The organism is Dictyoglomus sp. GBS (genome assembly GCF_055179815.1).
Window position 1 is genome coordinate 339082 of sequence record NZ_CM143687.1, and the last position, 24637, is coordinate 363718.

Genomic DNA, 24637 nt, shown 5'->3' on the forward strand with positions numbered 1-24637 from the left:
TTATACTTTTTGTAAAAAGGCACTCATATCTTCAAAAGTACCAATAATATATAGAATATCTCCTCTATAAATTTTTTCCGATGGACTAATATTACTTATAACATTACCTCCCCTTTGAATAGCCAAAATTGACAAATTATATTTTCGCCTCAATTCCAATTCCTCTATTGTTTTTCCTATAATTGATTCTGGTGGCTCTATCTCAAAAATTTTAACGTTTGCTGAAAACTCCATATAATCAATAACATTTGGAGCTACTAATCTTTGAGCAAGTCTCACTCCCATATCCCTCTCTGGATATACAATAAAATTCACACCAATTTTCTCAAGAATCTTTTCATGTGGCTCACTTATAGCCCTTGCAATTACAAATTGCACACCAAGTTCTTTAACCAAAAGAGCTGTAAGTACACTTGATTCCACATCATGAGCTATAGCAACTATGGCCACATCTACATTTTGTACTCCAGCCTCTCTTAAAGCATTTATGTTCGTTGAGTCTAAAACTCTTACAAAAGACACATAATCTTTGACTTCCTCAACCTTACTTTCATCTTTATCAATAGCTATTACAGAATATCCCATTCTTTCAAGGGTTAAAGCCACCGATACTCCAAACCTTCCTAAACCTATCACTGCAAAACTCGTGAGCTTTGTCTTATCAAGACCTGCCTTTTTTAGACTATAAGCTAAAGATTTCATAAATTAACCTATACTCACCTCCTCAGTTGGGTACTCAACATGAGATCTCTTTGATACAGGCACCAAAATTGCCATACCTGCAGTAACAGTACCAACTCTTCCTAAAAACATGATAAAAATAATAACCAATTTAGCAAAAGGAGAAAGATAAGGAGTTATTCCTGTAGAAAGCCCCACAGTACCAAAAGCAGATACTACTTCAAATAGAATGGAAAGAGGAGGAAATGGCTCTGTTATAAGAAGAATAAACCATCCTAAAATTACAAGAGTGATGGACAATAAAAATACAGTATAAGCCCTTTTCACATTATCCCAAGTAATAGTTCTATCTTTAAAGTGAAGATTTTTCCTTTCTAAAATTACTGCTACTACACTCAACCAAAGAACTAAAAAAGTTACTGTCTTTATACCACCCCCTGTTCCACCTGGAGATGCACCAATAAACATAAGAACCATCAAAAAAAGAAGAGTAGAAGGGTTTAATTTTCCAATATCCAAAGTACTAAAACCAGCTGTTCTTGGAGTAACAGACTGAAAAAAGGACGCTAAAAACTTTGACCATAGATTTAAAGGTTTCAATGTCTTTGGATTATTATATTCAAGCATAAAGATAAAAATAGTACCTATAATAATTAAAAATACTGTTGTAACAATTGCCATCTTACTATGCAGAGAAAGATGTAGCTTCCTTTTAGTAAATTTTTGGATAAAATCATAAATGACAATAAAGCCTATACCTCCAATTACAATAAGAGATGTTATTGTAAAAACTAAATGAGAATTAGAAACATATCCTGTAAAACTTTTAAAACCCCCTAAAAGGTCAAAGCCTGCATTACAAAAAGCAGAAACTGAATGAAATATGGCAAATTTTAAGCTCTTTAAGAAAGAATAATCTTTAATAAAGACAAAAAACAAAGAAATAGCCCCCAATAACTCAAATATAAATACTATAATAAGTACACTTTTTAAAAAAGAAACAATTCCTCTAAGAGACGTAGTATTTAACGAATACTGCAAAAACAATCTTTCTTTAAGTTGTATCTTTCTATTTAAAAGAAGCATCATGCCTGTTGCAATTACAGCATAACTTAACCCACCTATTTGAATTAAGAGAAGAATCACTAAGTGGCCAAAATGGGACCAATAAGTACCTGTATCAACAACTACAAGTCCTGTTACACAAGTAGCAGATGTTGCTGTGAATAAGGCAGTAAGAAAATCAGTAAACTTACCTTCTGCAGAAGAGAAAGGTAACATTAAAAGTAACGTACCTGCAAGAATTACTGCTCCAAAACTTAAAATCAAAAATAAAGCAGGATTTAACCCTCTTTTTTTAGAAACAATTTCACCATCAATCATAAAAGCTAAGAAAAAAATACACCTCTTTTCAAATAAATCTTTTTCTTAACATCTAAGTATTCTATATCTAAAGCATTTATGAGTCAAATTTATAAAATTAATTAGAAGCCATAATATAGATATCATATAAGGTTATTAATTTAACACATTTTTAATTGAAACTTAAGAACATAATATTTATAATTAAACAAAATAAAACTCTTAAAAGAGGTTTTGAGATTTATGGGCAGTGTAAAGGATTTAATAATTTTGGAGAATCCATCCGAAAATTCCCTTGGTAGAGGTAGATTCATCTTTTCTGACAGATATTCTGTATTTGATTATGGAGAAATGCCAGACCTCATAGAAGATAAGGGTAAAGCTATATGTATAGTCACATCTTTCTTCTTTGAAAAATTAGAAAATCTGGGAATTAAAACCCATTATATAGGAGTAGTAGAAGAGGATAAAGTAAAATCCCTTTCTGAGCTAAAAAATACATCTAATATTCTTGAATTTAAAATGGTAAGAGTAGTGAAACCTGAATTAAAAGATAATATTTATGACTATTCTATTTTCCAAAGCCTTAAAAATAATTTTCTCATTCCTTTAGAGGTCATATATAGAAACTCCCTTCCAGAAGGTTCTTCTGTATTTAGAAGATTAAAGGATGGAAGTTTAAAAATGGAAGATCTTGGACTTAACAAGATACCAAGACCAGGAGAAAAACTTGAAAAACCAATAGTAGACTTTTCCACAAAATTAGAGGTAAATGATAGATATCTATCAAAAGAAGAAGCTCAAAAAATAAGTGGCCTCACTATGGAAGAATTTGAAAAACTTATAAATATTACCCTTTTTATAGATGACCTTATAACTCATGAGGCAGAAAAAATAAGTTTAATAAACGAGGATGGAAAATTTGAATATGCTTTTGATGCAGAGAGAAATTTCATGGTAGTAGATGCCTTAGGAACTCTCGACGAATGCAGATTTACCTATAATGGAATACCTATAAGTAAGGAAATAGCAAGAATATATTACAGAAAAACTGAATGGTATAAGGAAATAGAAGAAGCAAAAAAGAAAGACAGATTTAATTGGAAAAATATGGTAGGATTCCCACCAAATCTTCCAAAAGAACTTAAAGACCTTATATCCTCTATATACAAAGCTTATGCTAACGAAATAACCCAAAGAGAATGGTTTGATGCTCCTCCTATGAAAGATCTTTTAAATCGACTCCAAGAGCTTCTTCAATAGATCTTTAATAAACAATTTTAAATGTTTGTAAACTTTATAACATACCCATTTTTTAAAGAGATCCATCTTTTATTGTCCTAACTTTATCCACAACTGTGGATAACTTTGTGGATAGGTTGTGGATAACTCTGTGGATAACTTTATAAATCTGTGGATAACTTTGTGGATAGAATATTAATTGTTGATTATGTGGAAAACTTTGGAAAACTTATCCACAGCCAAAAAACATACATTTCTTAACTCCTTATAACTTATCCACAATATCCACACCCCTAACTACTACAACAAGGTTTTTTATTTTGTAAAACACCCTTTGTATTTGTTACAGTAGGCTGTGGATAAAATCACGATGATGTAAAAAAGCCCCCTAAATAGGGGGCTTTCTTTGAGAAAGGAAATTCTGACTGGGCTTTGTTTCTTTCGAAAAAATTATAACTTATTTTTTGAATTTATGCAATAATATAAAAAAATTTTAATACTACTATAAGTAACACGAGTTATTTTAATAGATCATATAAAAGAATAAAATTTTCATATCTATAAAAAAGTTTCAGAGAAAAACGATTTATTTTAAAAGTATGATATAATTTTTAATATGATCCAGGAATTTGAGATTATAAAAAGACTTATTTTTTCTTTAATACTATCTGGCATAATAGGATGGGAAAGGGAAAAGGAAGAGAAACCAGCTGGATTTAGAACACATATACTGGTTTCTCTGGGAGCTACTCTTTTTATGATTGTTTCAGCTTATGCTTTTCCAAATACTGATCCAACTCGTATAGCTGCTCAGGTGGTTACTGGTATAGGTTTTATAGGTGCAGGTACTATTTTAAGAAATGAACATTCTGTAAAAGGTTTAACAACAGCAGCAAGTATATGGGCTGTCTCAGGTATAGGTATGGCTGTTGGTGCAGGACTTTATTTTCCTGCTTTTTTTACTACTTTATTTATATTAGCTGTTCTCATATTAGCAACAAAACTTGAGAAAGTATTTATAGGTTCCCATAGAGATTTAATATTAAAATGTAAAATAGAAGATAAGCCAGGGGTTATAGGAGAAATTGGAACTATTCTTGGGGAACTTAAGGTTAATATAAAACAAATAGGTTTAAACTCTATAAATGAAAATATAGCAGAATTAAATTTAATTTTGAGATTGCCATCTAAGATTAAAATGGAAGAGATTGTAGAAAAGCTTTCAAAATTATCCTCAGTAAAAGAAATAGATATCATTTAGAAAGGGGAGAGACAAAAAGTCCCTCCCCTTCATTATTTTATTTCTTCCAAAATTCGACCATTTCTCTTATTTGTTTTGTTTTATATTCTTCATATTTCTTTGCTCCTAAATCATCAAAGCCTTTTAAGAATTCAGCCCATACTTTATCAAAATCTTTTTTAGGTGCCATTACTACCTTTGGAATATTTTTAATTACATAATCGAAGAGCTTATTTCCAATGGCTCTCATATCTTCATCTGGTGTTGGATACATCCATAGATATCCCCATGTTTTTACAGGATATTCGTCAGCTTTTGGGAATAGATCTTTCCATATTTCTACCTTATATGCTGCAAGAACTTTCTTTTCTACTTCTGTATAATTCTTTCTTATATCTTCTTTTGTGGTATCAGGAACTACTGGATTTCCTGTAGAATCAATATAGTAATTAGGAAGTCTTGGCCATGGATATACATATACTCCTATTCCAGTCTTTCTTCCGAAGTAGGGATCTGTTCTTCTTGCTTGATCCACATCGGGTAGGAATTGTCTCTTTCCATTTACATATGTATGATGTACTCCTTCTATTCCCCATTGCCTCAAAATATTAGCATCTTCTGTACATAGCCAATCAAGAAATTTTATAGCTCTTACAGGATCTTTACAGCTTTTAGTGATAGCTATACCCCATCCACCGGTGTATCCAACTCTTACATCAGGTGGAGCCTGTTTTATTCTCTCGCTTACAGTAACAGGATAATATCCATACATATATTCATATTTTCCTGATCTTCTTAAAGCTGTAAATGGTTCTCCTACTGCCCATCCTGCATCAATTAGTGCTAAAACTCTTCCACTTGCTATTTTTGCCTTATAAGTATCTTCTTTTTGTATGAATGTTTCTTTGTCTAATAGACCTTCATTCCACATATGATTTAGCCATCTAAAATATTCCTTCTCTATAGCTCTCTTATAATGGAAAGTACATTTTAAAGTTTTAGGATCTACATATAATTCTCCATCATCAGGAGCTCCCGTAGCTTGAAATGCTGGATTTGTTACACTTATTACTGTTCTCCAATCATCAGCACATAAGGTAAGTGGTATAGTTGGAAGTCCGTCTGTAGTTGGATGTTTTTTGTAATATGTTTTTATTGCATTTTCAAAATCTTTTAGAGTTCTAATTCTTGGATATCCAAGTTCCATAACTACTCTGTGTTGAAGCATGAACCCACCATTTACATCAAGAGTTCTGTCATTATCTGTGGTTAAACCAAGACAGTAAATATGAGGATCTTCCTTACTCCATTTTAATCTCTTTAAGTTTTCCCCATAAGCTTTTTTAATATTTGGAGCGTACTTTTCTATTAAATCATCAAGGGGTATTAATGCTCCTGCATCCTTCAAAAGAGAAAGATCTCCTTTAGCATATATTAAATCTGGATAATCTCCGCTTGCTGCCATAATTTGTATTTTTTCTCTTACAGCAGCCTGGTTAGGTGCGTATTCTATATCTAAGGTTACACCAGTGAGTTCCTTTATCTTTTGGGCTACTGGACTTTTGAATTGGTCATCATTGGGATTAACTTCTCCTATATATACTTTAAATGTTATAGGCTTATTTGCTTCGGGTGTAGGATTCATGGGCTTAAATAATTTTGCTTGAGCATTTACTTCTCTTATGCTTACACTGAAAATGAGGCTAATTACTAATACTATAGCAAAAAACCATCCTAATAATTTTTCTGTCCTCCTCATAAAATTCTTTCCCCCTTTAGAGTTAATTTTCATAGAATATTTTTTAATTGTAAATTACTCTTTTTAAACACCTCCTTTCTTAATTTTTTATTGCCCCAAGAGTCATTCCTTTTACAAAATACTTTTGTAAGAATGGATACACAACTACAATAGGCAATGTGGTTACTATAGTCATTGCCATTCTTAATGATTGGGGAGTTACTCTCATAGTTCTTGTAGGATCTAAGTTACTGTAGTAATCAATAGTGGTGGAACTTGCTGCAGCGTTAGCAAGGATTTTCTGAAGTTCATATTGCAAGGTAGTAAGATTTTTATTTCCTCCACAATACAAATAGGTATCAAACCATGCATTCCAATGCCCTACTGCTACAAATAGTGCAACTGTGGCAAGAACAGGTATACACAAAGGCAATATTACCTTTAAGAATATAATAAAATCATTGGCACCATCAATCATAGCTGATTCTTGTAGTTCTGATGGTAAGGTATCGATATAAGCTCTAATAACAATAAAATTAAATGGATTTATAAGTCCTGGAAGGATATAAACAAGAAAATTATTCATTAGTCCTAAACTTCTTATCAAAAGATATTCTGGTACTAAACCACCTCCTACGTACATGGTGATAACAAACAGTGTAGTAATAAGTTTTCTTGCAAAAAAATCTTTTCTACTAAGAACGTAGGCCACTATAGCTGTAGAAATAACACTGGTTATAGTCCCTATTAAAGTTCTTAAGGTTGATATTAAAGTTGCTCTACCAATTGTAGGATAATTGAATATTTCTTTGTAATTATCTAAGGTAAATACTCTGGGGAATATGGTGATACCACCTTTTATTGTATCAAAAGGATCATTAAGGGATACAGCTAAAACATATAGGAAAGGATACAATGTTATTATAACTAATAATATCATTATTCCGTGGTTTATAATATCGAATATTTTATCTCCTAAACTTCTATTCATATTCACGTCCTCCTAAATGATTTTGTACCCTGTAAATTTTTTACTTAATTTATTTGCTGAGAAAAGAAGAATTAAGCTAATTACAGATTTAAAAATACCTGCTGCAGTACCGAAGGAAAATCTTCCTGCTCTAATGCCATAATCAAGGGCATATAGGTCTATAACGTCGGATACATTCCTTACAGCTGAGGTTCTTAAAAGGAATTGTCTTTCAAATCCAATATTTATAATATTTCCTATACTCAATATAAGTATCAAAATAATAGTTGGCATTATGCCTGGTAATGTGATGTGCCAGATTTTTCTAAATCTTCCAGCTCCATCTACTTCTGCTGCTTCGTATAACTCTGGATTTATGGCTGTCATAGCAGCTAAAAATATAATGGTATTCCATCCCAGCTCTTTCCATATGTCTGAGAAGACTACAATCCACCAGAAATACTTAGGTTCTCCAAAAAATAGTATGGGTTGTTCAATTATTCCAATTCTCATAAGAAGGTGATTAACAACCCCATCAGGTGCAAGCATGGCATGTACTATGCTTGCTACTATTACCCACGAAACAAAGTGAGGTAAGTAAGAAATAGTTTGTACTGTTCTTTTGAAAGTAGAATTTCTGATTTCATTTATTAAAATAGCAAGTATTATTGGAAGAGGAAAACCAAAAATAAGTCCAAGAATACTCATAGCAAGAGTATTTCTCATGACAAGGTAAAATTCTGGGTCAGAGAACATCTCTTTAAAATATTTCAATCCAACCCATTGCTGTTGAAATATAGGTATTCCTGGCTTGTAGTTCTGAAAGGCTGTAATCCATCCCCATAAAGGGATATAACGAAAGATGATAAGCCATATAAGAAATGGGAAAATCATAATGATAAGGTATTTTTGTTTTTTTAATGTCTTTATAAAGTAGTTCACTTCAATCCCTCTTTCTTTTTTTCAAAAATTATCAGAATATTCCTTTTAATAAAACCTTAAAAAATAGAAATTTTTAGAGGGAAAAATTAGACTTTTTTCAATTTACAAAAATTGTATTGAAGATTTATACTTTAAAAAATTTTAAAGTTTGGGGTTGTTTTATGTTTATCAAATTTTCCAACATAAAAATGTATAAAAAACTCATAATCAGTTTCATAGCCATATCGATAATCCCCATACTTATCCTTGGTACTGTAACTGTGGTTCATTTTAGGGATTTTGCCTTGGAATCTTCTTCAAAAGAAGTTTATAACAATCTAAACTCAGCAAAATTTCAGATAATGAAGATTACAGAGGAAGTAGTAAAGATTGCAGATAAATTAATGATAGATCAAAGGTTAAAGGAACTTTTACTTTATAAATACAAATCCCCGATGGAGACTTTTATAAAGTATTCTCAGTATAGAGAGATAGAAAATTATAAAACTCTTTTCGCTAATGCCATAGCTTATATAAGAATATATTCTGAAAATCCAACTATTTTAGAGAATGGAATTTTTTATAAAGTAAAGGATTATATTAGAAAGGAGAATTGGTATAGGACTGCCATAAATCTAAATGGATTTATAAGATGGGAATTAATTTATCAGAAAGAAGATATTTATCCTGAAAAGTATTTTAGTCTTGTAAGACTTCTTAGAGATCCTTATAACGAAAGTTTTGGAGTTTTGGTTATTAATCTAAATAAACTGGAAATCAAAAAGATATTAAATCATCAAATTTTTGATACTTTTCTTATTAATAATGATGGATATATTGTAGCGAGCAATAATGAAAACTTAATAGGTACCATCTTCCCTATTGATAAATCAAAAATTATACAACCTGAAGGATATTCTTTAAAGTATAACAATAAAGATTATAGAATTTTCGGTATTTATTTACCTCTTGCTGGTTATAACAAGGATTTTTATCTTGTAAGTATGGTACCCTTGGACTATATAATGAGAGAGCCTTACGGTATGTTTAGATTTGCCATAGCTATGATAGTTATTTCTGTAGGGCTTTCTCTCTTGTTTGCTTTAATATTATCTAAGAATATGAGCAAGAGAATAGCAGTATTAAATAATGTAGTAAATGAGATATCTCATGGTAATTGGGATATGGAGTTTTCAATATCTGGTAAGGACGAAATAGGAGAACTTGCTGAGAATGTAAAAAATATGGCAAGAAATATAAAGATGCTCAATGAGTTGAAGATCAAACAGAAAGAAATGAAATTAAAAATATTGACCAATAATTTGAACCCTCATTTTCTATTTAACACTTTAGAGACTATTCATATGATGGCTATATGTAAAGAGCAGTGGGATATTGCAGATATTACTCTTAAGCTTGGTAACCTTTTAAGGAGAATTATAGAATTTGAAGGAAAACCTATAAAATTAAGGACAGAGTTAGAACTTGTAGAAGATTACTTGAAAATACAAAAATATAGGTTTGGAAAGATAGATTATAAAATAAATGTGTATGAGGATATAGAAGATCTATATATACTCCCTTTTCTAATCCAACCAATTGTTGAGAACTCTATCATACATGGTCTTGAGGAGAAAGAAGAGAAGGGAATTATAAATATAAACGTTGTTAAAAAAGAGGATAAGTTAATAATATCCATAGAAGATAACGGCGTAGGAATGTCTCAAGATGAAATAGAAGCTATCTTTAACAATGAAGATTTAGGTGGAAAAAGAATAGGCGTAAAAAATACTATGGAAAGAATAAAGCTTTTCTACGGAGAAGATTTTGGGCTTAGAATTCAAAGTGAGGTAGGAAAGGGTACAAAAGTAGATATAGTACTACCGTATCATGTTTTAAAAGGAAGTGATAAATATGTACAAGGTATTAATAGTTGATGATGAACCCATTATAAGAAGTGGCTTAAAAAAAGTTATAAATTGGGAAAATCATGGATTGAGGATTGTGGGAGATGCTGATAATGGGGAAGAAGCTTTGGATAAAATTATAAGGCTTAATCCTGATCTTTGCATTGTGGATATAAAGATGCCAAAAATGGATGGATTGGAATTAATAAAAAAAGTTAAAGAGATTGGTATGAGAATAAAATTTATAATTCTTACAGGTTATCCTGAATTTGAATATGCAAAAAAGGCTATAGATTTAGGTGTAGAGAGTTATCTTTTAAAACCTATAGATCCAGAAATTCTTAAAGAAAAGGTTATGCAAATTGTAGAACAGATAAAGAGTGATAAATTATTATATGAGTTATCCCGAGATAAACTTTTAGAAAAACTAATAAAGGGAGAATTGAAAAACGTTAAAGAAGAAGATCTTAATAGAATTTATAATTTCAATTTTCCATGGGATTCTTATGAAATAGTATTAACTGATGATTTGAATATTGAGGGTAAAAAAAATCATAATATTGATAGCATAATTCAAACTTACACTTTTATGGGAAATTCTTTGTGTTTTCTTATTGCTGATATAAAGAATCCTTACTTTAGAAGGAAGTTAATGGATGTAAAAAGGCAATTCAAAAAATTATTTGGATTTAATATATCATTCTTTGTAGGGGAAAAAGTTTTCAAACTTAGTGACTTACCCATATCTTATAACACTGCTTTAAAATTGAAGAACAAGAAGTTTCTCTTTAATCAAAAGGAAATAATAACCTATCCTAAGGAGGCTAAATTTGGTGATTTTCAAAATACCGATGATTCAAAAATAATTTGTGAGATTATAAAAGCTATAGAGTTTGGAAATCTTAATAACATTCATCTTTTTCTTGAGATAAAGATGAATAATCATACTGTAAGAGAGGATGATGAGGAAGAAATAAAATCAAGTTATCTTAATCTATTTATAAATATAATAAATTATTTCTCTTCTAATTATCCTTTCTTTAAGGAGATATCTAATAAATATTTAGATAAAAGAATAATATGCGAATTTTATAAAAAGCGATCCCTTATAGACCTTCACAATTTTGTAAAGGAGATGGTATTAAACGTGTTAAGAGATTTTTCAGAAAAAACAGGCAATAATGTACTTTCTCAGATAATAGAATATATAAATGCTAATTATTATAAAGATATTAAGTTAAAGGATTTGGCAAAACAATTTGGATATAACAGTAGTTATTTTGGAAAGATATTTAGGAAATATACAGGTGAAAAATTTAATACCTATATTGATAGAATAAGGATAAATAAAGCTAAGGAATTACTTTTGAAAGGTGAGAAGGTAGTAGATGTAGCAGAAAAGGTAGGTTATAAGGATCTGGATTACTTCGTTTTTAAATTTAAAAAATATACAGGAAAAACACCTCAAGCATTTAAGGAAAATATCTCTTAAAAAACACATTTCCGTATAGCTTTCCAATTAGTTAAGTTTTGGCATACTTTTAATATAAAATTAATAATTTTAGTTTCATTGAAAAAAGTATTAAATTAGTTTTTTAATTATATCAGGAAAGGAGATGTTGAAATGAAAGTAAAAGAGTTAATATTGAAGAATAAATCAGGTTTGCATGCTCGTCCCGCAGCTGTTTTTGTTCAGACAGCAAGCAAATTTAAGAGTAAAATAATAATAAAAGCTAATAACAAAGAAGCAGATGCAAAAAGTATATTAAAAGTACTTTCTTTAGGGGCTAATCAGGGGACAAAACTTATATTAGAAGTTGAGGGGGAGGACGAGGAAGAAGCTCTTAAAACCCTTTCAGAGCTTATAGAGTTGGGTTTAGGGGAGGATTAATGGGTAAACGGGATAGAAAAGAGAAAATTTTAAATGTTATTTTAGAGGCTTCTCATCCTATAAAGATAGAAGATATAGCGGAGAAGACAGGCTATAGTTTATCTACTGTTAGAAGGGAATTAAGAAGTCTTGAAGAGTTTTTGTTTGCCCATGGAATTGAAGTTAAGCATATCCCATATAAAGGTGTTCATATTACAAATCTTGAAAAGGACTCACATCTTTATATTATGTCTTTATTATCCCAAAATGAACAGATAACTAACAAAGAAAGGCATAAATTGATGATTCTTGACCTGCTATTATCAACAGAAAAAATAACATTAGAAAATTGGGAAGAAAAATTCAATATGAGCCATCCTACAATTGTAAAAGATTTTCAATTAGTAAAGAAATGGATGATTAATCACAAACTAAATATAATAGCTAAGCCTCATTATGGAATTAGATTGATAGGTGAAGAGAAGTATATTAGACAGGCAATCTTGGATTTAATCTTGGAGAGTTTATCGGAAGAAGAAAAAGGTAAGTTGTTAAATGAGGTACTTTTAAATTATAGAGTAAATTTACCTTGGATTGATATTTTTAATGACTCCTTTTTTGGAATTATTAAGTTTTTAAATGAAATAGAGAATGTATGGGATGTAAAATTTACTGATGATAGTTTTCTTCATTTATTGTTAATCATTGGGATTTCTATAAGTAGATTGAAAAAAGGATATAGATTGGAGGACTTTTATACGAATTATTATGATTTAAATCCTCCTTTTGATATTTTAGAAAGTTTTTATGATTTAAATTTAGATGATAGGGAAAAAAGATTTATAAACCTATACTTACTTTCTTCTGAATTAGAATCTGGTAAGAGTTTTCTTAAAGAAGATAAGGATTTAAGAAGTATTTTAGAAAAGGAGATCTTTAATTCTTATTCTTTTAAGAGTAATATCTTTAAAGTTTTTTTGAGTCATATACAGACTGCTATCTTCAAGATAAAGAATAATATAAACATATATAACAATATGTTAGAAAAAATAAAGAAAAACTATCCAATTATATACTATATTTCATGCGAATTATCAAAAACTCTTGAAAAAAGATTTGATATAAAGATTCCAGAAGAAGAAAAAGGATATATAACATTATATTTGTTAAGACTGTTCGAAAAAATGGCTAAGAAGAAAAAGATTATTGTAATATGTCCTTCTGGAGTATTAACAGCGAATCTTTTAGCAGAGAAAATAAAAAAAATATTTGAAGATGTTGAAGTTGTAAAGATAACATCAATAAGAGACTTACCTCGAAATCCCTCTAAAGGATTTATATATGTTAGTACTATTCCACTTTCTAATTTTGGATCACCCTATTTTCAAATTTCACCATTATTCTCTAAGGATGAAGAGGAAAAGTTCAAAAATTACATTTATAACTTTTATAAAGAAAATGTTTATGTAGAGATTATGGAAGTAAAAGATGAAAATGAGATTTTACAATACATACCTAAGGACTCTACTATTATTGCCATAAAGGAGAAACTATATTGGATCTACTCTAAGGAAGAACCAAAAGAAGAAAAGTTTATTTTGTTCTGTAACCCCAACAATAAATCCTATTATATGTATATCCATCTTTTTGATTATTTTAAGACTATATGGTTATCTCAAAAGATAGCTACAAGTATATCTCTGAGAAATTTAAATAGGATCAGTGAGGATTATTTACTCAAATTGCTATATTCCTTGGAAAGGGGAATTTAATATGAAGATAATAAAGGGTATTTCTGGATCTCCTGGAGTTACTATAGGTAAGGTTTTTCTTTGGATTAAGAAAGAAAAAGATCTAAATTATAAAGGAGATGAGGCAAAAAAGATTTGGAGAGAAGCAAAGGAAGCTCTTAAAGAGGAATTAAATAATAGATTATTGGATTTGTCTGAGACAGAAAGAGATCTTGTAAACTTTTATTTATTACTTTTAGATGATCCTACTTTTGAAGAATTTCTCTTTGAAAAAATAGATGAAGGTTTAGATTTTAAAACTGCAGTTGAAATAACCACTGAAAGGTTTAAAAAAGAATTTTTAAATTTAGATGTTTATTTTAAAATGAGGGCCCAAGATATAGAAGCTCTTAAGGAAGAAATATTTAGGGTAGTTGTTGGAGAGAGCTATCCAAGCTTAGAAGAACCTTCCATATTGGTATCAAAAGAAGTAACACCTTGGCAATTAATTAATATTCCAAAAGATAAATTATTGGGTATTGTTAGTGAGAAAGGAGGAGTGCTTTCACACCTTTCCATAATAGCAAGGAATTTAAATTTGCCCCTTTTAATAGGTGCTAATGTTTTAGAGATTAAGGGGGGAGAACTGGCTATTTTAGATGGTGAAAAGGGAATTTTGATATTAGATCCTTCTTCTCAGGAAGTTGAAAAGTATCAGAGATTATACGAACGTTATAAGATACTTCAAAAGAAAGCAATAGAGTTCAAAAACTACGTACCTAAGAAAGAGAATGGAGAAAAATTCTTTATCTCAGGAAATATTGGTAATTTGGAAGATGCCTTTTTAGCTTTAGAGCAAGGAGCAATGGGAATAGGCCTTTTTAGAACTGAATTTTTATTCTTGGAGAGGAATGATCCCCCATCTGAAGAAGAACAGTACGAAATTTATAAAAAAGTTGGAGATCTATTTTTAAATTATCCTGTTATTATAAGGACCTTAGACATTGGTGGAGATAAAAATGTACCCTATATACAGTTTGAGAGAGAAGAAAATCCATTTTTGGGGCTTAGAGGAATTAGGTGGTCATTATATGAAAAAGTACTTTTTAAAACTCAATTAAAGGCGATTTTGAGGGCAAGCATTGGAAATAATATTCATATGATGTTTCCTATGGTAGATTTGGTAGAGGAGGTAATAGAGGCAAAAAAACTTGTGAAAGAAGCAGTAGAGGAGCTGGAAAAGGAAGGTAAAGAATATAAAATTCCCCCTATTGGTATAATGTTGGAGACACCTATATCTATTTTAAACATAAATAGATTTGCAGATTTTGTAGACTTTTTTAGTTTAGGTACAAATGATCTTTTTCAATATACTTTTGCTGTAGATAGAACTAACGAAAAAGTCTCCTATTTGTATAGGCCATATCATCCTGCTTTTTGGGATTTAATTAAGGAAGCAATAGATTCTGCTCATAAAATTGGTAAGTGGATTGGTATTTGTGGAGAATTAGGTGGGGATTTAAGGGCCTTCTTACTTTTATATTCTCTTGGTATTGATGAGGTGAGTGTAGCCCCATTGAGGATTCCAATTTTAAAGTTATTGAGTTCTAAAATAGCCAAGGTTGATGTTTCTTTTGATTCATTACAAGAAGATGAACTTTTAGAAGTATTAGATAAGCATTATCAAAAAATCATGGAAGAAATAGGAAGTTAATAGTTAATTTTTGAAAGAATTTTAATTCTTTAATATTATTTTAACTTTCTTGAATAAAGTTGATGTATCTTTGATAATATTCAAAAACGAGGTGGTGAAAATGTTAAATTTCTTAGAGGCTATAGGAAATAGAATAGAGATTTTAGATAGGGTTGATACATGGGAAGAGGCGGTAAGAATAGGTGGGAAACTTTTAGAGAAGGATGGTATTGTGGAACCTAATTATATAGATAAAATGATTGAGGTATGTAAAGAATTGGGGCCTTATGTGGTTATTGCTCCAAGAGTAGCAATCCCCCATGCTCGTCCCGAAGATGGGGCAAAATCCTTTGGGGTTTCTTTATTAGTAATAAGGAATGGAATAAATTTTGGATCTTATAATGATCCTGTTTATCTTGTAATTTCTTTTGCAACTCCTGATAAAGAATCTCATCTTGAATTTTTACAAGAGTTGGCAGAAATTCTTCAAGATTCGGAAAAATTAGCAGAACAGTTTATAAGTTTTAAAGATAAAGAGGAAATTAAAGATTACATTAAAAAGTTCTTTTCTAAAGTTAATACATAAAAGGGGTGTTACAAATGGTGAACAAGAGACTTAAGATTGTTGCTGTTTGTGGAATGGGTTTAGGTAGCTCCTTAATATTAAAAATGAATATAGAAAAGGTAGTAAAGGATCTTAATTTGGAAGCAGATGTTTCAACAACAGATATATCTACTGCAAAGGCAGTATTAGGAGATGCAGATATTGTTATTACTTCTCCAGAATTAGCTCCACAACTTGGGGAGTTAAAAGCCAAAGTTGTTACAATTAAAAATTTTGTTAATTTTCAAGAGATGAAAGAAACCTTGGAGAAAACCTTAAAAGATTAAAAATATATGGGGAGGTGCCAATATGTGGATTCTTAAGTTTATCCAAGATATCCTAAGTGTACCTGCAATTTTGGTGGGTGTTGTGTCTTTTGTAGGTTTGGTAGTTCAGAAAAAGACATTTTCAGAAGTGATAAGTGGAAGCATAAAAACTGTATTAGGATTTTTGATCTTAGTAGCTGGTGCCGTAACTTTGATTGGTTCTTTGAATGCATTGGGTCCAATGTTGGAAACAGGATTTGGAATAAAAGGGGTTGTTCCTAATAATGAGGCTATAGTTGCTATTGCCCAAAAAACCTTAGGTAGAGAAACTGCTTTAATAATGGTATTTGGTTTCCTTGTAAATATACTGCTTGCCCGTTTTACACCATTTAAGTTCATATGGTTAACAGGACATCATAGCTTTTATATGGCTGCTTTAATTTCTGCAACCCTTGGAACAGCAGGTCTTACTGGAGCGGGACTTGTGATATTAGGGGCAATAATTTTAGGATTAATGCAAGTTTTGATGCCAGCATGGATACATCCTTATATGAGGAAGGTAACAGGTTCTGATGATATTGCTTTAGGTCACTTTGGTACTTTAGGATATTTTGTTTCAGGTGCTATTGGAAGTCTGGTTGGAAAGCCTGAAGATAGTACTGAAAATATATCCTTCCCAAAGACTTTAGGCTTTTTGAGAGAATCTTTAGTAGCAACAGGTATAACTATGATTATAGTATTTTTAATTGCAAGTATTGCAGCAGGTCCTTCCTTTATAGAATCTAAATTGAGTGGAGGTCAGAACTTTTTAGTATATGCAGTTGTACAAGCTTTAACTTTTGCTGCAGGAGTGGGTGTTGTAATTTATGGTGTTAGAATGATAATATCAGAAATTATACCAGCATTTAAAGGAATTTCTGATAAGATTGTACCTGAAGCAAAACCTGCATTAGACTGTCCTGTAACATTCCCTTATGCTCCTAATGCTGTAATAATTGGTTTCATATTTAGTTTCTTAGGTGGAATTGTTTCTATGCTTCTTATGCCTTTGTTGGGTTTACCAGTTATCATTCCAGGTTTGGTGCCTCATTTCTTCGTAGGAGGTACTGCTGGAGTAATTGGCAATGCGACAGGAGGTAAAAAAGGAGCTATTTTGGGATCCTTTGTAAATGGTATTATTATTAGCTTTGGTGCAGCATTGTTACTACCAGCTCTCGGAACACTTGGATTTGAAAATACTACTTTTGGTGATTCTGATTTCCAATGGTTAGGAATATTGATAAGTTTAATAGCTAAGTTATTTAAATAATATAAATCAATCAATTTAGGTATATAATAGAATAGATTGAATTTAAAACCCCCTGTTCTTGCAATAAGACAGGGGGTTTTATTAGGAGGTTAAATAAGATGAAGACAAAGAGGGCTTTTTTAATTGAGCCAAGAAAATTCGAGATTGATTACGTAGATGTGGAGCCAAAGAGAAATGAGGTATTGGTAAAAGTTGTCTCTTGTGGCCTTTGTAATTGGGAACTTAATCATTGGCATGGAAGACTCGGAACTTTTCCACAATCATTGGGGCACGAATGGGCAGGAATTGTGGTGGATGTTGGCCCTGATGTAAAAAATTTAAAGCCAGGAGATAAAGTAACCGCATTACCGGATGATCTTAGTGGTTTTTCACAATACACAGTAGTAAGTGAAAAAAATTGTATTAAGCTTCCTGATAATATAGATATTAAATATGCTCTTGGGGAACCACTAAAGTGTATTATTACCGTATTAAGGGCAGCTCGACCTGAGGTTGGAGATTATGGGATTGTTGTAGGATGTGGTTTTATGGGATTGTTGTGTATTCAAGCATTAAAAGGAAATACATTATCAGAACTTATTGCTATTGATATTGACAAAAAGAAATTAGATATGGCCTTAGAGTTTGGTGCTACAAAGATAATTAATGCAAGAAAAGAAAATGTTGTAGAGAAAATACAAGATATAACGAAGGGACATATGGCCGATTTTGTAATAGAAGGTACTGGAAATCCAAATGTATTAAATATTTGTCAAAGATATTTGAAGACAGGGAGAGGAAGATTGATTCTAATGAGTTCTCATGAAACTGAGTGCGATAAATTTGATTTTAGAGAGGCAATAAAAAGGTCCATAGAGATAATAGTAGCTCATCCTTCTTATTCTTTAGATCCATATGATGATTTAAGAAGGGCTGTAAATCTTTTAGAGAAGGGAACCTTTAATATAGAAAGATTGGTGACACATGAATTTTCTCTTGATAGTATTCAAGAGGCTTTTGAAGCCTTAGAGAATAAACCTAAAGGGTATATTAAAGGCTTAGTAGTAATAAATGAGGTTTAATAAGGGAAGATACCCTCTATCCCAGAATATGGAACAGAGGGCATATTAAAATTATTCCCAGTCAAGGAGTCTTTTTTCTCCTTCAATCTTTTTAATATCTGTAATATCTTGTGTAACTTCTAACGTTCCAAGATAGTTTCCATTTTTATCTCTTACAGCAAAATATCTAATAAGTATTAATCTTCCATTCAAATTTATCCAGAAATCAGCATGATCTTTTGTGCCTTTCTTAAATTCATTCACAATCTTTTCTACTATATGGACACTTTTTTGAGGATGACATTGTTGTACTTTCCTACCAATCACAGCCTTTGTTCTTACGAATATTCTATCTTTTGTCTCGCTGAAATATCTTACTTCATCATTTTTGTCAACAAAAGTTATATCTACAGGAAGGGTGTTTAAGAGTGCTTCTAATTCTTCTAAGGTAAAACTTCCTGTAGGTAGATTTATCATACCTTCTTTCTTTTCTGATTCCTTTTCCTCGGTTTTTTCTACTGGTGTTAATACAGATGGAGGAGTGAAACAGCAATATCCAATTTCATCAAATTGTAATCTTATGTCTTTTAATTCATCCTCAGAAAGTACATGAAGGGCCATGGGAAAGAGAATATTGTTTTCTTTATAAAAGTGGCTTGATAGCATCTCTGAAAGATCTGTAGAAAGAAGTGCTATTTTTCTTATAAATTCTTCAGGTGATATATTTTTAAAAGTGTCCATAAGTTTATATATATCTTTCTTTATGGCTCTTATCTTATCATGATCCATCCACATTATGGCAGGTGGTTCTGTTATTCCATGTTTTTCTAAATATGGGAAAAGTACGTTTTCTTCCCTTAAATAATGTTTCTCTGACTCCTTAAAGTGATTTACTATATCTTGTAATTCGCTTAATTTCTCTTTTCCTTCCTCATAATCTTTTATGTTTCTCATTTGTTCAATAATGTTCTTTAATTTATCTGCAAATTCTAATAGAGCTTTATGCTCTTCCATAAGAATAGTTATAGGATTTCCTGGACCACCTTCGGGTCCTTTTTCTAAGGATTCTTGAAAAACTGCAAGATGTACTTCACAAAGTTTCATTACTTCTTCTCTTGGTAGTCCTTCTTTAATTAATTCTTCTTCAATTTGGGCTATTTCTGTAGGAGTAACACTACCAAACATCTGTTTAAATTGCCTTTTTAAAACTTCCGGGTCTTCTCCTTTGTGAATTTTTTTAATAAGCTCCTTTAATGCTTCTTTTCTACTAATTCTCATTCCAAAAATCTCACTCATTGGAAAAACCTCCTTCTCTTAAATTGATGATTTAAAATTTCTTAGTCTTAAAGAATTTGAAACCACAAATACAGAGCTAAAAGCCATAGCAAGTCCTGCAATCATAGGATTCAAAAGAATACCAGTAAATGGATATAATACTCCTCCCGCTATAGGTATTCCAAGAGTATTATAAATAAAGGCCCAGAAAAGATTCCATTTAATAGTAGATAAAGTCTTTTTACTAAGCTCTAAAGCTCTTACAACCCCCTTTAAATTGTTTCCTGTAATGATTATATCAGATGATTCTATGGCAATATCTGTGCCAGATCCCATTGCTATTCCAAGATCTGATTGAGTTAGAGCGGGAGCATCATTTATACCATCTCCTACCATGGCAACAAATTTACCTTCCTTTTGAAGTTTCTTTATTTTGTTTAATTTATCTTGGGGAAGAACTTCTGCGAAAAAGAAAGATAGATCCAAGATTTTTGCAACTCTTTCTGCAGAGACATTATTATCTCCTGTCATCATTCCTACCTCAAGACCCATATCTTTTAATTTTTTAACTACCAACTTTGCTTCCTCTTTTAACTCATCTGTAAAGGTTAAAATTCCTACGGGAATATCATCTTTTTTCAAAAGAGTGACAATTTTTGACTCTTTTATATATTGTTCATAGATATCTTTTATTTCCTTACTTAAAACTACGGGTTTTCCTAAAAAGTATTTTGAATTATTTATTACTCCTTCTATTCCTTCTCCTGGAATTTCTTTTATCTCTAAGATTTCTATAGGTTTTATCTTTTCAATTTCTCCCTTTTCTAATACTGCTTTTGCTAAAGGGTGGTTTGAAAATTGTTCTAAGGATACAGCAATTTTTAAAATTTCCTCTTTTGAGGCATTATTCAGAGGAATAATATCATCAAGTTTTGGCTTTCCATATGTTAATGTTCCTGTTTTATCAAAAATTATGGAATTAATTTTATCAGTCTTCTCAAGTACTTCAGCGTTTCTTATAAGAATTCCCATTTGAGCACCTTTGCCAATTCCTACAATAAGAGCTGTAGGAGTTGCAAGGCCTAATGCACAGGGACATGCAATGATTAATACCGCTATGAAATTGGAAAGAGCATAATTAAAAGATGGTTTGGGACCAAATATGTACCAAAGAAAGAAAGTAATAACAGATATGGTTAAAACTGTAGGAACAAATATGCTTGCTATTTTGTCTACTAATCTTTGTACAGGAGCTTTTGTATTTTGGGCAGATTCTACCATCTTTATTATTTGAGCTAAGACAGTTTCTCCCCCAATTTTTGTTGCCATAATTTTTAAGGCACCATTTAAATTTATAGTACCTGCAAAAACATTATCTTTTTCTTTCTTATCTTTAGGAGTACTTTCACCTGTAAGCATGGATTCATCAACAGAAGAATATCCTTCTACAACTATTCCATCTACAGGTATTTTTTCTCCTGGCTTTACAAGTACAATATCCCCTTTAACTACATCATTAATAGGTACTTCTATAAATTCATTATCTCTTTGGACCAATGCTTTTTTAGGTTTTAAACTTATTAGTTTTTTAATAGCGTTAGATGTTTTTCTTTTTGCCTTTAATTCTAAATATCTTCCAAGAAGTATAAAGGTGATTATTACTGACGATGTATCATAATAATAAACTTCAGGGGAAAGATTTTTTAAAGCAAAAAAAGATGGATAAAAGGTTGCCAATGTACTGTAAAGGTAGGCTGATGTGGTACTTAGAGCAACTAATGTATTCATATCAGAGGTTTTATGTTTGAGAGCTGTCCAAGCATTTTTATAAAATCTGTAACCTCCATAAAGTTGTACAGGTGTTGCCAAAAGAAAAAGTAAATATGGAGAAAGTTTAAAGAAAAAACTTCCTAAAAAAATGGGAATAGTAAATATTAAGCTTATAATAAATCTTCTTTTTAGATCTTTTAGCTCCTTTTCCCTATATAACTCTTGTAAATCTTCTATTTCACTTTCTTTTGGCTCAAAAGCTTGATATCCTAATTCGTTTATTATCTTTTGTATATCCTTTAATGTTATTAATGAAGGAATATATTCTACATATAACTCCTCTTTTGCAAAATTTACATCAGCCTTTATAATACCATCTAAATTTCTTAGAGTATTTTCTATCCTTTGAGCACAACCTATACAGCTCATTCCAGAAATTGGTATTATTGATTTGTTGGTTATGACCTTATAACCTAATTCTTTTACCTTGTTTTTTATCTCTGTAAGATTTAAGTTGTCCCCTACAATTTCTGCTTTTTCCAAAGAAAAGTTTACTTTAACCTCTTCTATTCCTTTTATATTCCTTAAATTATCCTCAATTCTTAATGCACAGCCTGCACAACTCATTCCAGAGATAGGAATTACAATTCTTTTTTTCATATGTAAAACTCCCTTTTATAAAATTTTCTTTTATATTATATACTAAATTGGTAGGATTTTAAATTAAAAAATTTTAACAATAAAAAAGATAAAAGGTCTAATTTTGACCCTTTGCTTAGATAAAATCCTCAGTAAAAGATATAAGGAGGTGATATATAATGAGATTCAAAAGTATAGTATCTTTATTGTTTCTTTTTATTCTACTTTTTAATTTTGCTTTTGCTCAAAGCTCTGCTCCAAAACTATATGTGGAAAAAGTAAATAGCCCAGAAGGATATCTCATTGATCCAGTAAAAACATATTTTATAGAAAAGATTAGAGCAAAAGGTATAGAAGTAGTGTATGATAAAGCACAAGCAGACTATATAGCAGAATTGACAATAGTATCTGCAAATAGTAGAAGAAGTTTTAATTGGGTATTTCTATTCCTTTTCTATTTCTGGCCTATTGTTCCTGCTACAACTGTTCAAGGAGATGCCATTGTAGCTGTAAGAATATTTGATATAAATGGACAAGAAGTAGTTTTTGATCAGGCAGGATCAGTGAAAAGTGGAATGTGGTTCTTTGGTGATTTTGTCTCAGGAAATTCTGTGAAAAGGGATGCAGCTTTAGATTGTATAAATAAAATAGTGTCAAGACTCAACATAAGATAAAATTTCTTTTTAGGGGGGAAATTTATATCCCCCCTATTTTATTGATGATCAAAATTTTTAAGAGAATTTTTTCATTGAGGGGTTTAAAAATGAAAAAAATTTTTTAATTTTTTTTTCAATCTTTCTTTTTTTATTATGATTTCTGGCTGTACACCGAAAGATACATTATCACCTCAAATATCTATTTCTCTGTCATCCTCTGATCTAAATAATCTTTAAGGAAAAGTGACAATAAGTGTAAACATAGTTGATAGATCCCTGACTAAAGATAATCAAAGGGGTCCAAGTGGGATTAATAAAATAGAATTATATATTGATATGACAAAAGTTATGGAAAGTACAACAAGTTCTCTCACCTATGTGTGGGCTACAGAACAATATAAAGATGGTTATCATACTATAATGACAAAATCTTATGATAATGTTGGAAACGTGGGAATTGTAAGTGTAGGCGTTAGGGTTGTTAATGCTGAGTGGCTCTTTTTAGTTTACTTAGATGGTGATAATGATCTGGAAAAATTTGCTATTCAAGATATGAATGAGATGGAGATGGTAGGCTCTACAAATAAAATAAAAATTCTTGTCCTTTTTGATCGTATACCAGGATATGATACATCAAATGGAGATTGGAATAATGCAAGGCTATATTATGTTACTAAAGATTACGATGCAAATAATATAAACTCAGTTTTGATTAAAGACTACAATGAATTGGATATGTCAGATACAAATACATTAAAGGATTTTATTATCTATGGAATGACAAATTACTCGGCTAAGAAGGCTTGTTTGGTTTTTTGGAATCATGGTGATGGGGTTTATCCAAGATCACCCTCAAAGGATGATGTTCAAAGAGGTATTGCTTGGGATAATACTACACCTGGTTACCCATGGAATTGTTTAACTATTGATAAGGTGATAATTGCTCTTGAATCTGCAAGGCAAGTTACAGGAAAGAAAATAGATGCGATTAATATGGATGCTTGTTTGACACAGATGTTTGAAGTGGCATGGGAGTGGCAGTATGGGACGGATTATTTAGTTGGATCAGAGGCTATAGTTCCAGGTTATGGTAATGATTATTACACATTACTTTATCATCTAACTCAGAATCCTACGATGACACCATCGCAATTTGCAAAAACCATAGTAGACGATTACTACGCTTTTTATAATGGAAAAGATGATACTACCTATTCTTATATAAAATTGGGATCTACTTTTGATACAGTAAAGAGCAAGTTTGCAGTCTTCGCAAAAGCTCTTTATGAAGCTGATGATAATCAAATGGCAATTATTAAAAATGTTTGGAATAATGTAACATACTTTGATAAGACGGAGTTATAATGATCTTTGTGATTTTGCATATAAGTTATATTTAAATAACACAAATTAAGATATAATGATAAAGGTCTATGATTTAGTATATACCCTTTTAAATAATGTTTATTATGAAGATACTGGTAAATATGCAAATACAAATAAAGCATATGGTGTATCAATCTTAATTCCTACATATAGTTCCTGGCAAAATTATAATGGATATGATCAATATAATCTTCTTAAAATAAATCAAGATACTTATTGGTACTATTTTGTTCAAAGATTCGCTTATTATACTCAATATTAATTTATTTGCATCAAAAATATGGCTGGATATGAAAAATATATTTTCCTGCCTTTTTTAATCTAAAAATTTATAAGGA

At 30.8% G+C, this 24637-nt stretch carries 21 protein-coding genes; 14 read left to right on the top strand and 7 right to left on the bottom strand.

Annotation, left to right across the window (positions count from 1 at the left end; genetic code table 11):
- Together ACY3IT_RS01560 and ACY3IT_RS01565 are read right to left on the bottom strand one after the other, a co-directional pair.
- Window positions 1-702, bottom strand: a complete 702-nt coding sequence (locus ACY3IT_RS01560; RefSeq protein WP_463083041.1) for a potassium channel family protein — start codon at window positions 700-702, stop codon at window positions 1-3.
- 3 nt (window positions 703-705) lie between these two features.
- Window positions 706-2064 (bottom strand): TrkH family potassium uptake protein, encoded by a 1359-nt coding sequence (locus tag ACY3IT_RS01565; RefSeq protein ID WP_463083042.1) that lies wholly within the window; start codon window positions 2062-2064, stop codon window positions 706-708.
- Between the two features lie 222 nt (window positions 2065-2286).
- Here ACY3IT_RS01565 and purC point away from each other — a divergent pair, with 222 nt between their 5' ends.
- A complete protein-coding gene (purC, locus tag ACY3IT_RS01570) occupies window positions 2287-3306 on the top strand; it encodes a phosphoribosylaminoimidazolesuccinocarboxamide synthase (protein ID WP_463083043.1) in 1020 nt (339 codons plus the stop codon).
- 595 nt (window positions 3307-3901) lie between these two features.
- The gene (locus ACY3IT_RS01575) at window positions 3902-4546 is read left to right on the top strand and encodes an MgtC/SapB family protein (RefSeq protein WP_463083044.1); all 645 of its coding nucleotides are present in this window, start codon (window positions 3902-3904) and stop codon (window positions 4544-4546) included.
- A 37-nt stretch (window positions 4547-4583) separates the two neighbouring features.
- Here ACY3IT_RS01575 and ACY3IT_RS01580 read toward each other — a convergent pair whose 3' ends face one another.
- From ACY3IT_RS01580 to ACY3IT_RS01590, 3 genes are all read right to left on the bottom strand, one after another.
- Window positions 4584-6284, bottom strand: coding sequence for an ABC transporter substrate-binding protein (locus ACY3IT_RS01580; RefSeq protein WP_463083045.1), 1701 nt, complete (start codon window positions 6282-6284; stop codon window positions 4584-4586).
- 79 nt (window positions 6285-6363) lie between these two features.
- Entirely contained in the window at window positions 6364-7254 is an 891-nt protein-coding gene (locus tag ACY3IT_RS01585; RefSeq protein WP_463083046.1) for a carbohydrate ABC transporter permease, read from the bottom strand.
- A gap of 12 nt (window positions 7255-7266) precedes the next feature.
- Window positions 7267-8127 (bottom strand): ABC transporter permease, encoded by an 861-nt coding sequence (locus tag ACY3IT_RS01590; RefSeq protein WP_463083658.1) that lies wholly within the window; start codon window positions 8125-8127, stop codon window positions 7267-7269.
- A 209-nt stretch (window positions 8128-8336) separates the two neighbouring features.
- Between ACY3IT_RS01590 and ACY3IT_RS01595 the strand changes: the two genes are divergently transcribed.
- From ACY3IT_RS01595 to ACY3IT_RS01635, 9 genes are all read left to right on the top strand, one after another.
- Window positions 8337-10091 (top strand): sensor histidine kinase, encoded by a 1755-nt coding sequence (locus ACY3IT_RS01595; RefSeq protein WP_463083047.1) that lies wholly within the window; start codon window positions 8337-8339, stop codon window positions 10089-10091.
- The gene (locus ACY3IT_RS01600; RefSeq protein ID WP_463083048.1) at window positions 10069-11553 is read left to right on the top strand and encodes a response regulator transcription factor; all 1485 of its coding nucleotides are present in this window, start codon (window positions 10069-10071) and stop codon (window positions 11551-11553) included. Before ACY3IT_RS01595 ends, ACY3IT_RS01600 begins: the two co-directional genes overlap by 23 nt.
- A 132-nt stretch (window positions 11554-11685) precedes the next feature.
- Window positions 11686-11952 carry an HPr family phosphocarrier protein gene (locus tag ACY3IT_RS01605; protein ID WP_463083049.1) on the top strand — a complete coding sequence of 89 codons (267 nt, stop codon included), beginning with the start codon at window positions 11686-11688 and terminating at the stop codon, window positions 11950-11952.
- Entirely contained in the window at window positions 11952-13703 is a 1752-nt protein-coding gene (locus ACY3IT_RS01610; RefSeq protein ID WP_463083050.1) for a BglG family transcription antiterminator, read from the top strand. Before ACY3IT_RS01605 ends, ACY3IT_RS01610 begins: the two co-directional genes overlap by 1 nt.
- Before the next feature lies 1 nt (window position 13704).
- Window positions 13705-15375: a phosphoenolpyruvate--protein phosphotransferase gene (gene ptsP / locus ACY3IT_RS01615; protein ID WP_463083051.1), complete on the top strand. Its 1671-nt coding sequence runs from the start codon at window positions 13705-13707 to the stop codon at window positions 15373-15375.
- A 49-nt stretch (window positions 15376-15424) separates the two neighbouring features.
- Window positions 15425-15940, top strand: coding sequence for a PTS sugar transporter subunit IIA (locus ACY3IT_RS01620; RefSeq protein WP_463083052.1), 516 nt, complete (start codon window positions 15425-15427; stop codon window positions 15938-15940).
- Between the two features lie 14 nt (window positions 15941-15954).
- On the top strand, window positions 15955-16245 hold the full coding sequence (locus tag ACY3IT_RS01625) for a PTS sugar transporter subunit IIB (protein ID WP_463083053.1): 291 nt from the start codon (window positions 15955-15957) through the stop codon (window positions 16243-16245).
- Window positions 16246-16267: 22 nt separating this feature from the next.
- The gene (locus tag ACY3IT_RS01630) at window positions 16268-17533 is read left to right on the top strand and encodes a PTS ascorbate transporter subunit IIC (RefSeq protein WP_463083054.1); all 1266 of its coding nucleotides are present in this window, start codon (window positions 16268-16270) and stop codon (window positions 17531-17533) included.
- A 98-nt stretch (window positions 17534-17631) separates the two neighbouring features.
- On the top strand, window positions 17632-18594 hold the full coding sequence (locus ACY3IT_RS01635; RefSeq protein ID WP_463083055.1) for a zinc-dependent alcohol dehydrogenase: 963 nt from the start codon (window positions 17632-17634) through the stop codon (window positions 18592-18594).
- A 51-nt stretch (window positions 18595-18645) separates the two neighbouring features.
- Here the strand turns inward: ACY3IT_RS01635 and ACY3IT_RS01640 are convergent, their stop codons facing one another.
- Together ACY3IT_RS01640 and ACY3IT_RS01645 are read right to left on the bottom strand one after the other, a co-directional pair.
- Window positions 18646-19869: a DUF438 domain-containing protein gene (locus ACY3IT_RS01640; protein ID WP_463083056.1), complete on the bottom strand. Its 1224-nt coding sequence runs from the start codon at window positions 19867-19869 to the stop codon at window positions 18646-18648.
- An 18-nt stretch (window positions 19870-19887) separates the two neighbouring features.
- A complete protein-coding gene (locus tag ACY3IT_RS01645; protein ID WP_463083057.1) occupies window positions 19888-22278 on the bottom strand; it encodes a heavy metal translocating P-type ATPase in 2391 nt (796 codons plus the stop codon).
- A 158-nt stretch (window positions 22279-22436) separates the two neighbouring features.
- Here ACY3IT_RS01645 and ACY3IT_RS01650 point away from each other — a divergent pair, with 158 nt between their 5' ends.
- From ACY3IT_RS01650 to ACY3IT_RS01660, 3 genes are all read left to right on the top strand, one after another.
- The gene (locus ACY3IT_RS01650) at window positions 22437-22931 is read left to right on the top strand and encodes a hypothetical protein (protein ID WP_463083058.1); all 495 of its coding nucleotides are present in this window, start codon (window positions 22437-22439) and stop codon (window positions 22929-22931) included.
- A 225-nt stretch (window positions 22932-23156) separates the two neighbouring features.
- Window positions 23157-24278: a clostripain-related cysteine peptidase gene (locus ACY3IT_RS01655; protein ID WP_463083059.1), complete on the top strand. Its 1122-nt coding sequence runs from the start codon at window positions 23157-23159 to the stop codon at window positions 24276-24278.
- A gap of 55 nt (window positions 24279-24333) precedes the next feature.
- Window positions 24334-24561 carry a hypothetical protein gene (locus tag ACY3IT_RS01660; RefSeq protein WP_463083060.1) on the top strand — a complete coding sequence of 76 codons (228 nt, stop codon included), beginning with the start codon at window positions 24334-24336 and terminating at the stop codon, window positions 24559-24561.
- Window positions 24562-24637: the final 76 nt, after the last annotated feature.

Excerpts from the sequence above, each read along its gene's own strand:
- ACY3IT_RS01560 (WP_463083041.1), bottom strand. The coding sequence starts at position 702 with ATGAAATCTTTAGCTTATAGTCTAAAAAAGGCAGGTCTTGATAAGACA.
- ACY3IT_RS01565 (WP_463083042.1), bottom strand. The coding sequence starts at position 2,064 with ATGATTGATGGTGAAATTGTTTCTAAAAAAAGAGGGTTAAATCCTGCT.
- purC (WP_463083043.1), top strand. The coding sequence starts at position 2,287 with ATGGGCAGTGTAAAGGATTTAATAATTTTGGAGAATCCATCCGAAAAT.
- ACY3IT_RS01575 (WP_463083044.1), top strand. The coding sequence starts at position 3,902 with ATGATCCAGGAATTTGAGATTATAAAAAGACTTATTTTTTCTTTAATA.
- ACY3IT_RS01580 (WP_463083045.1), bottom strand. The coding sequence starts at position 6,284 with ATGAGGAGGACAGAAAAATTATTAGGATGGTTTTTTGCTATAGTATTA.
- ACY3IT_RS01585 (WP_463083046.1), bottom strand. The coding sequence starts at position 7,254 with ATGAATAGAAGTTTAGGAGATAAAATATTCGATATTATAAACCACGGA.
- ACY3IT_RS01590 (WP_463083658.1), bottom strand. The coding sequence starts at position 8,127 with ATGATTTTCCCATTTCTTATATGGCTTATCATCTTTCGTTATATCCCT.
- ACY3IT_RS01595 (WP_463083047.1), top strand. The coding sequence starts at position 8,337 with ATGTTTATCAAATTTTCCAACATAAAAATGTATAAAAAACTCATAATC.
- ACY3IT_RS01600 (WP_463083048.1), top strand. The coding sequence starts at position 10,069 with ATGTACAAGGTATTAATAGTTGATGATGAACCCATTATAAGAAGTGGC.
- ACY3IT_RS01605 (WP_463083049.1), top strand. The coding sequence starts at position 11,686 with ATGAAAGTAAAAGAGTTAATATTGAAGAATAAATCAGGTTTGCATGCT.
- ACY3IT_RS01610 (WP_463083050.1), top strand. The coding sequence starts at position 11,952 with ATGGGTAAACGGGATAGAAAAGAGAAAATTTTAAATGTTATTTTAGAG.
- ptsP (WP_463083051.1), top strand. The coding sequence starts at position 13,705 with ATGAAGATAATAAAGGGTATTTCTGGATCTCCTGGAGTTACTATAGGT.
- ACY3IT_RS01625 (WP_463083053.1), top strand. The coding sequence starts at position 15,955 with ATGGTGAACAAGAGACTTAAGATTGTTGCTGTTTGTGGAATGGGTTTA.
- ACY3IT_RS01630 (WP_463083054.1), top strand. The coding sequence starts at position 16,268 with ATGTGGATTCTTAAGTTTATCCAAGATATCCTAAGTGTACCTGCAATT.
- ACY3IT_RS01635 (WP_463083055.1), top strand. The coding sequence starts at position 17,632 with ATGAAGACAAAGAGGGCTTTTTTAATTGAGCCAAGAAAATTCGAGATT.
- ACY3IT_RS01640 (WP_463083056.1), bottom strand. The coding sequence starts at position 19,869 with ATGAGTGAGATTTTTGGAATGAGAATTAGTAGAAAAGAAGCATTAAAG.
- ACY3IT_RS01645 (WP_463083057.1), bottom strand. The coding sequence starts at position 22,278 with ATGAAAAAAAGAATTGTAATTCCTATCTCTGGAATGAGTTGTGCAGGC.
- ACY3IT_RS01650 (WP_463083058.1), top strand. The coding sequence starts at position 22,437 with ATGAGATTCAAAAGTATAGTATCTTTATTGTTTCTTTTTATTCTACTT.
- ACY3IT_RS01660 (WP_463083060.1), top strand. The coding sequence starts at position 24,334 with ATGATAAAGGTCTATGATTTAGTATATACCCTTTTAAATAATGTTTAT.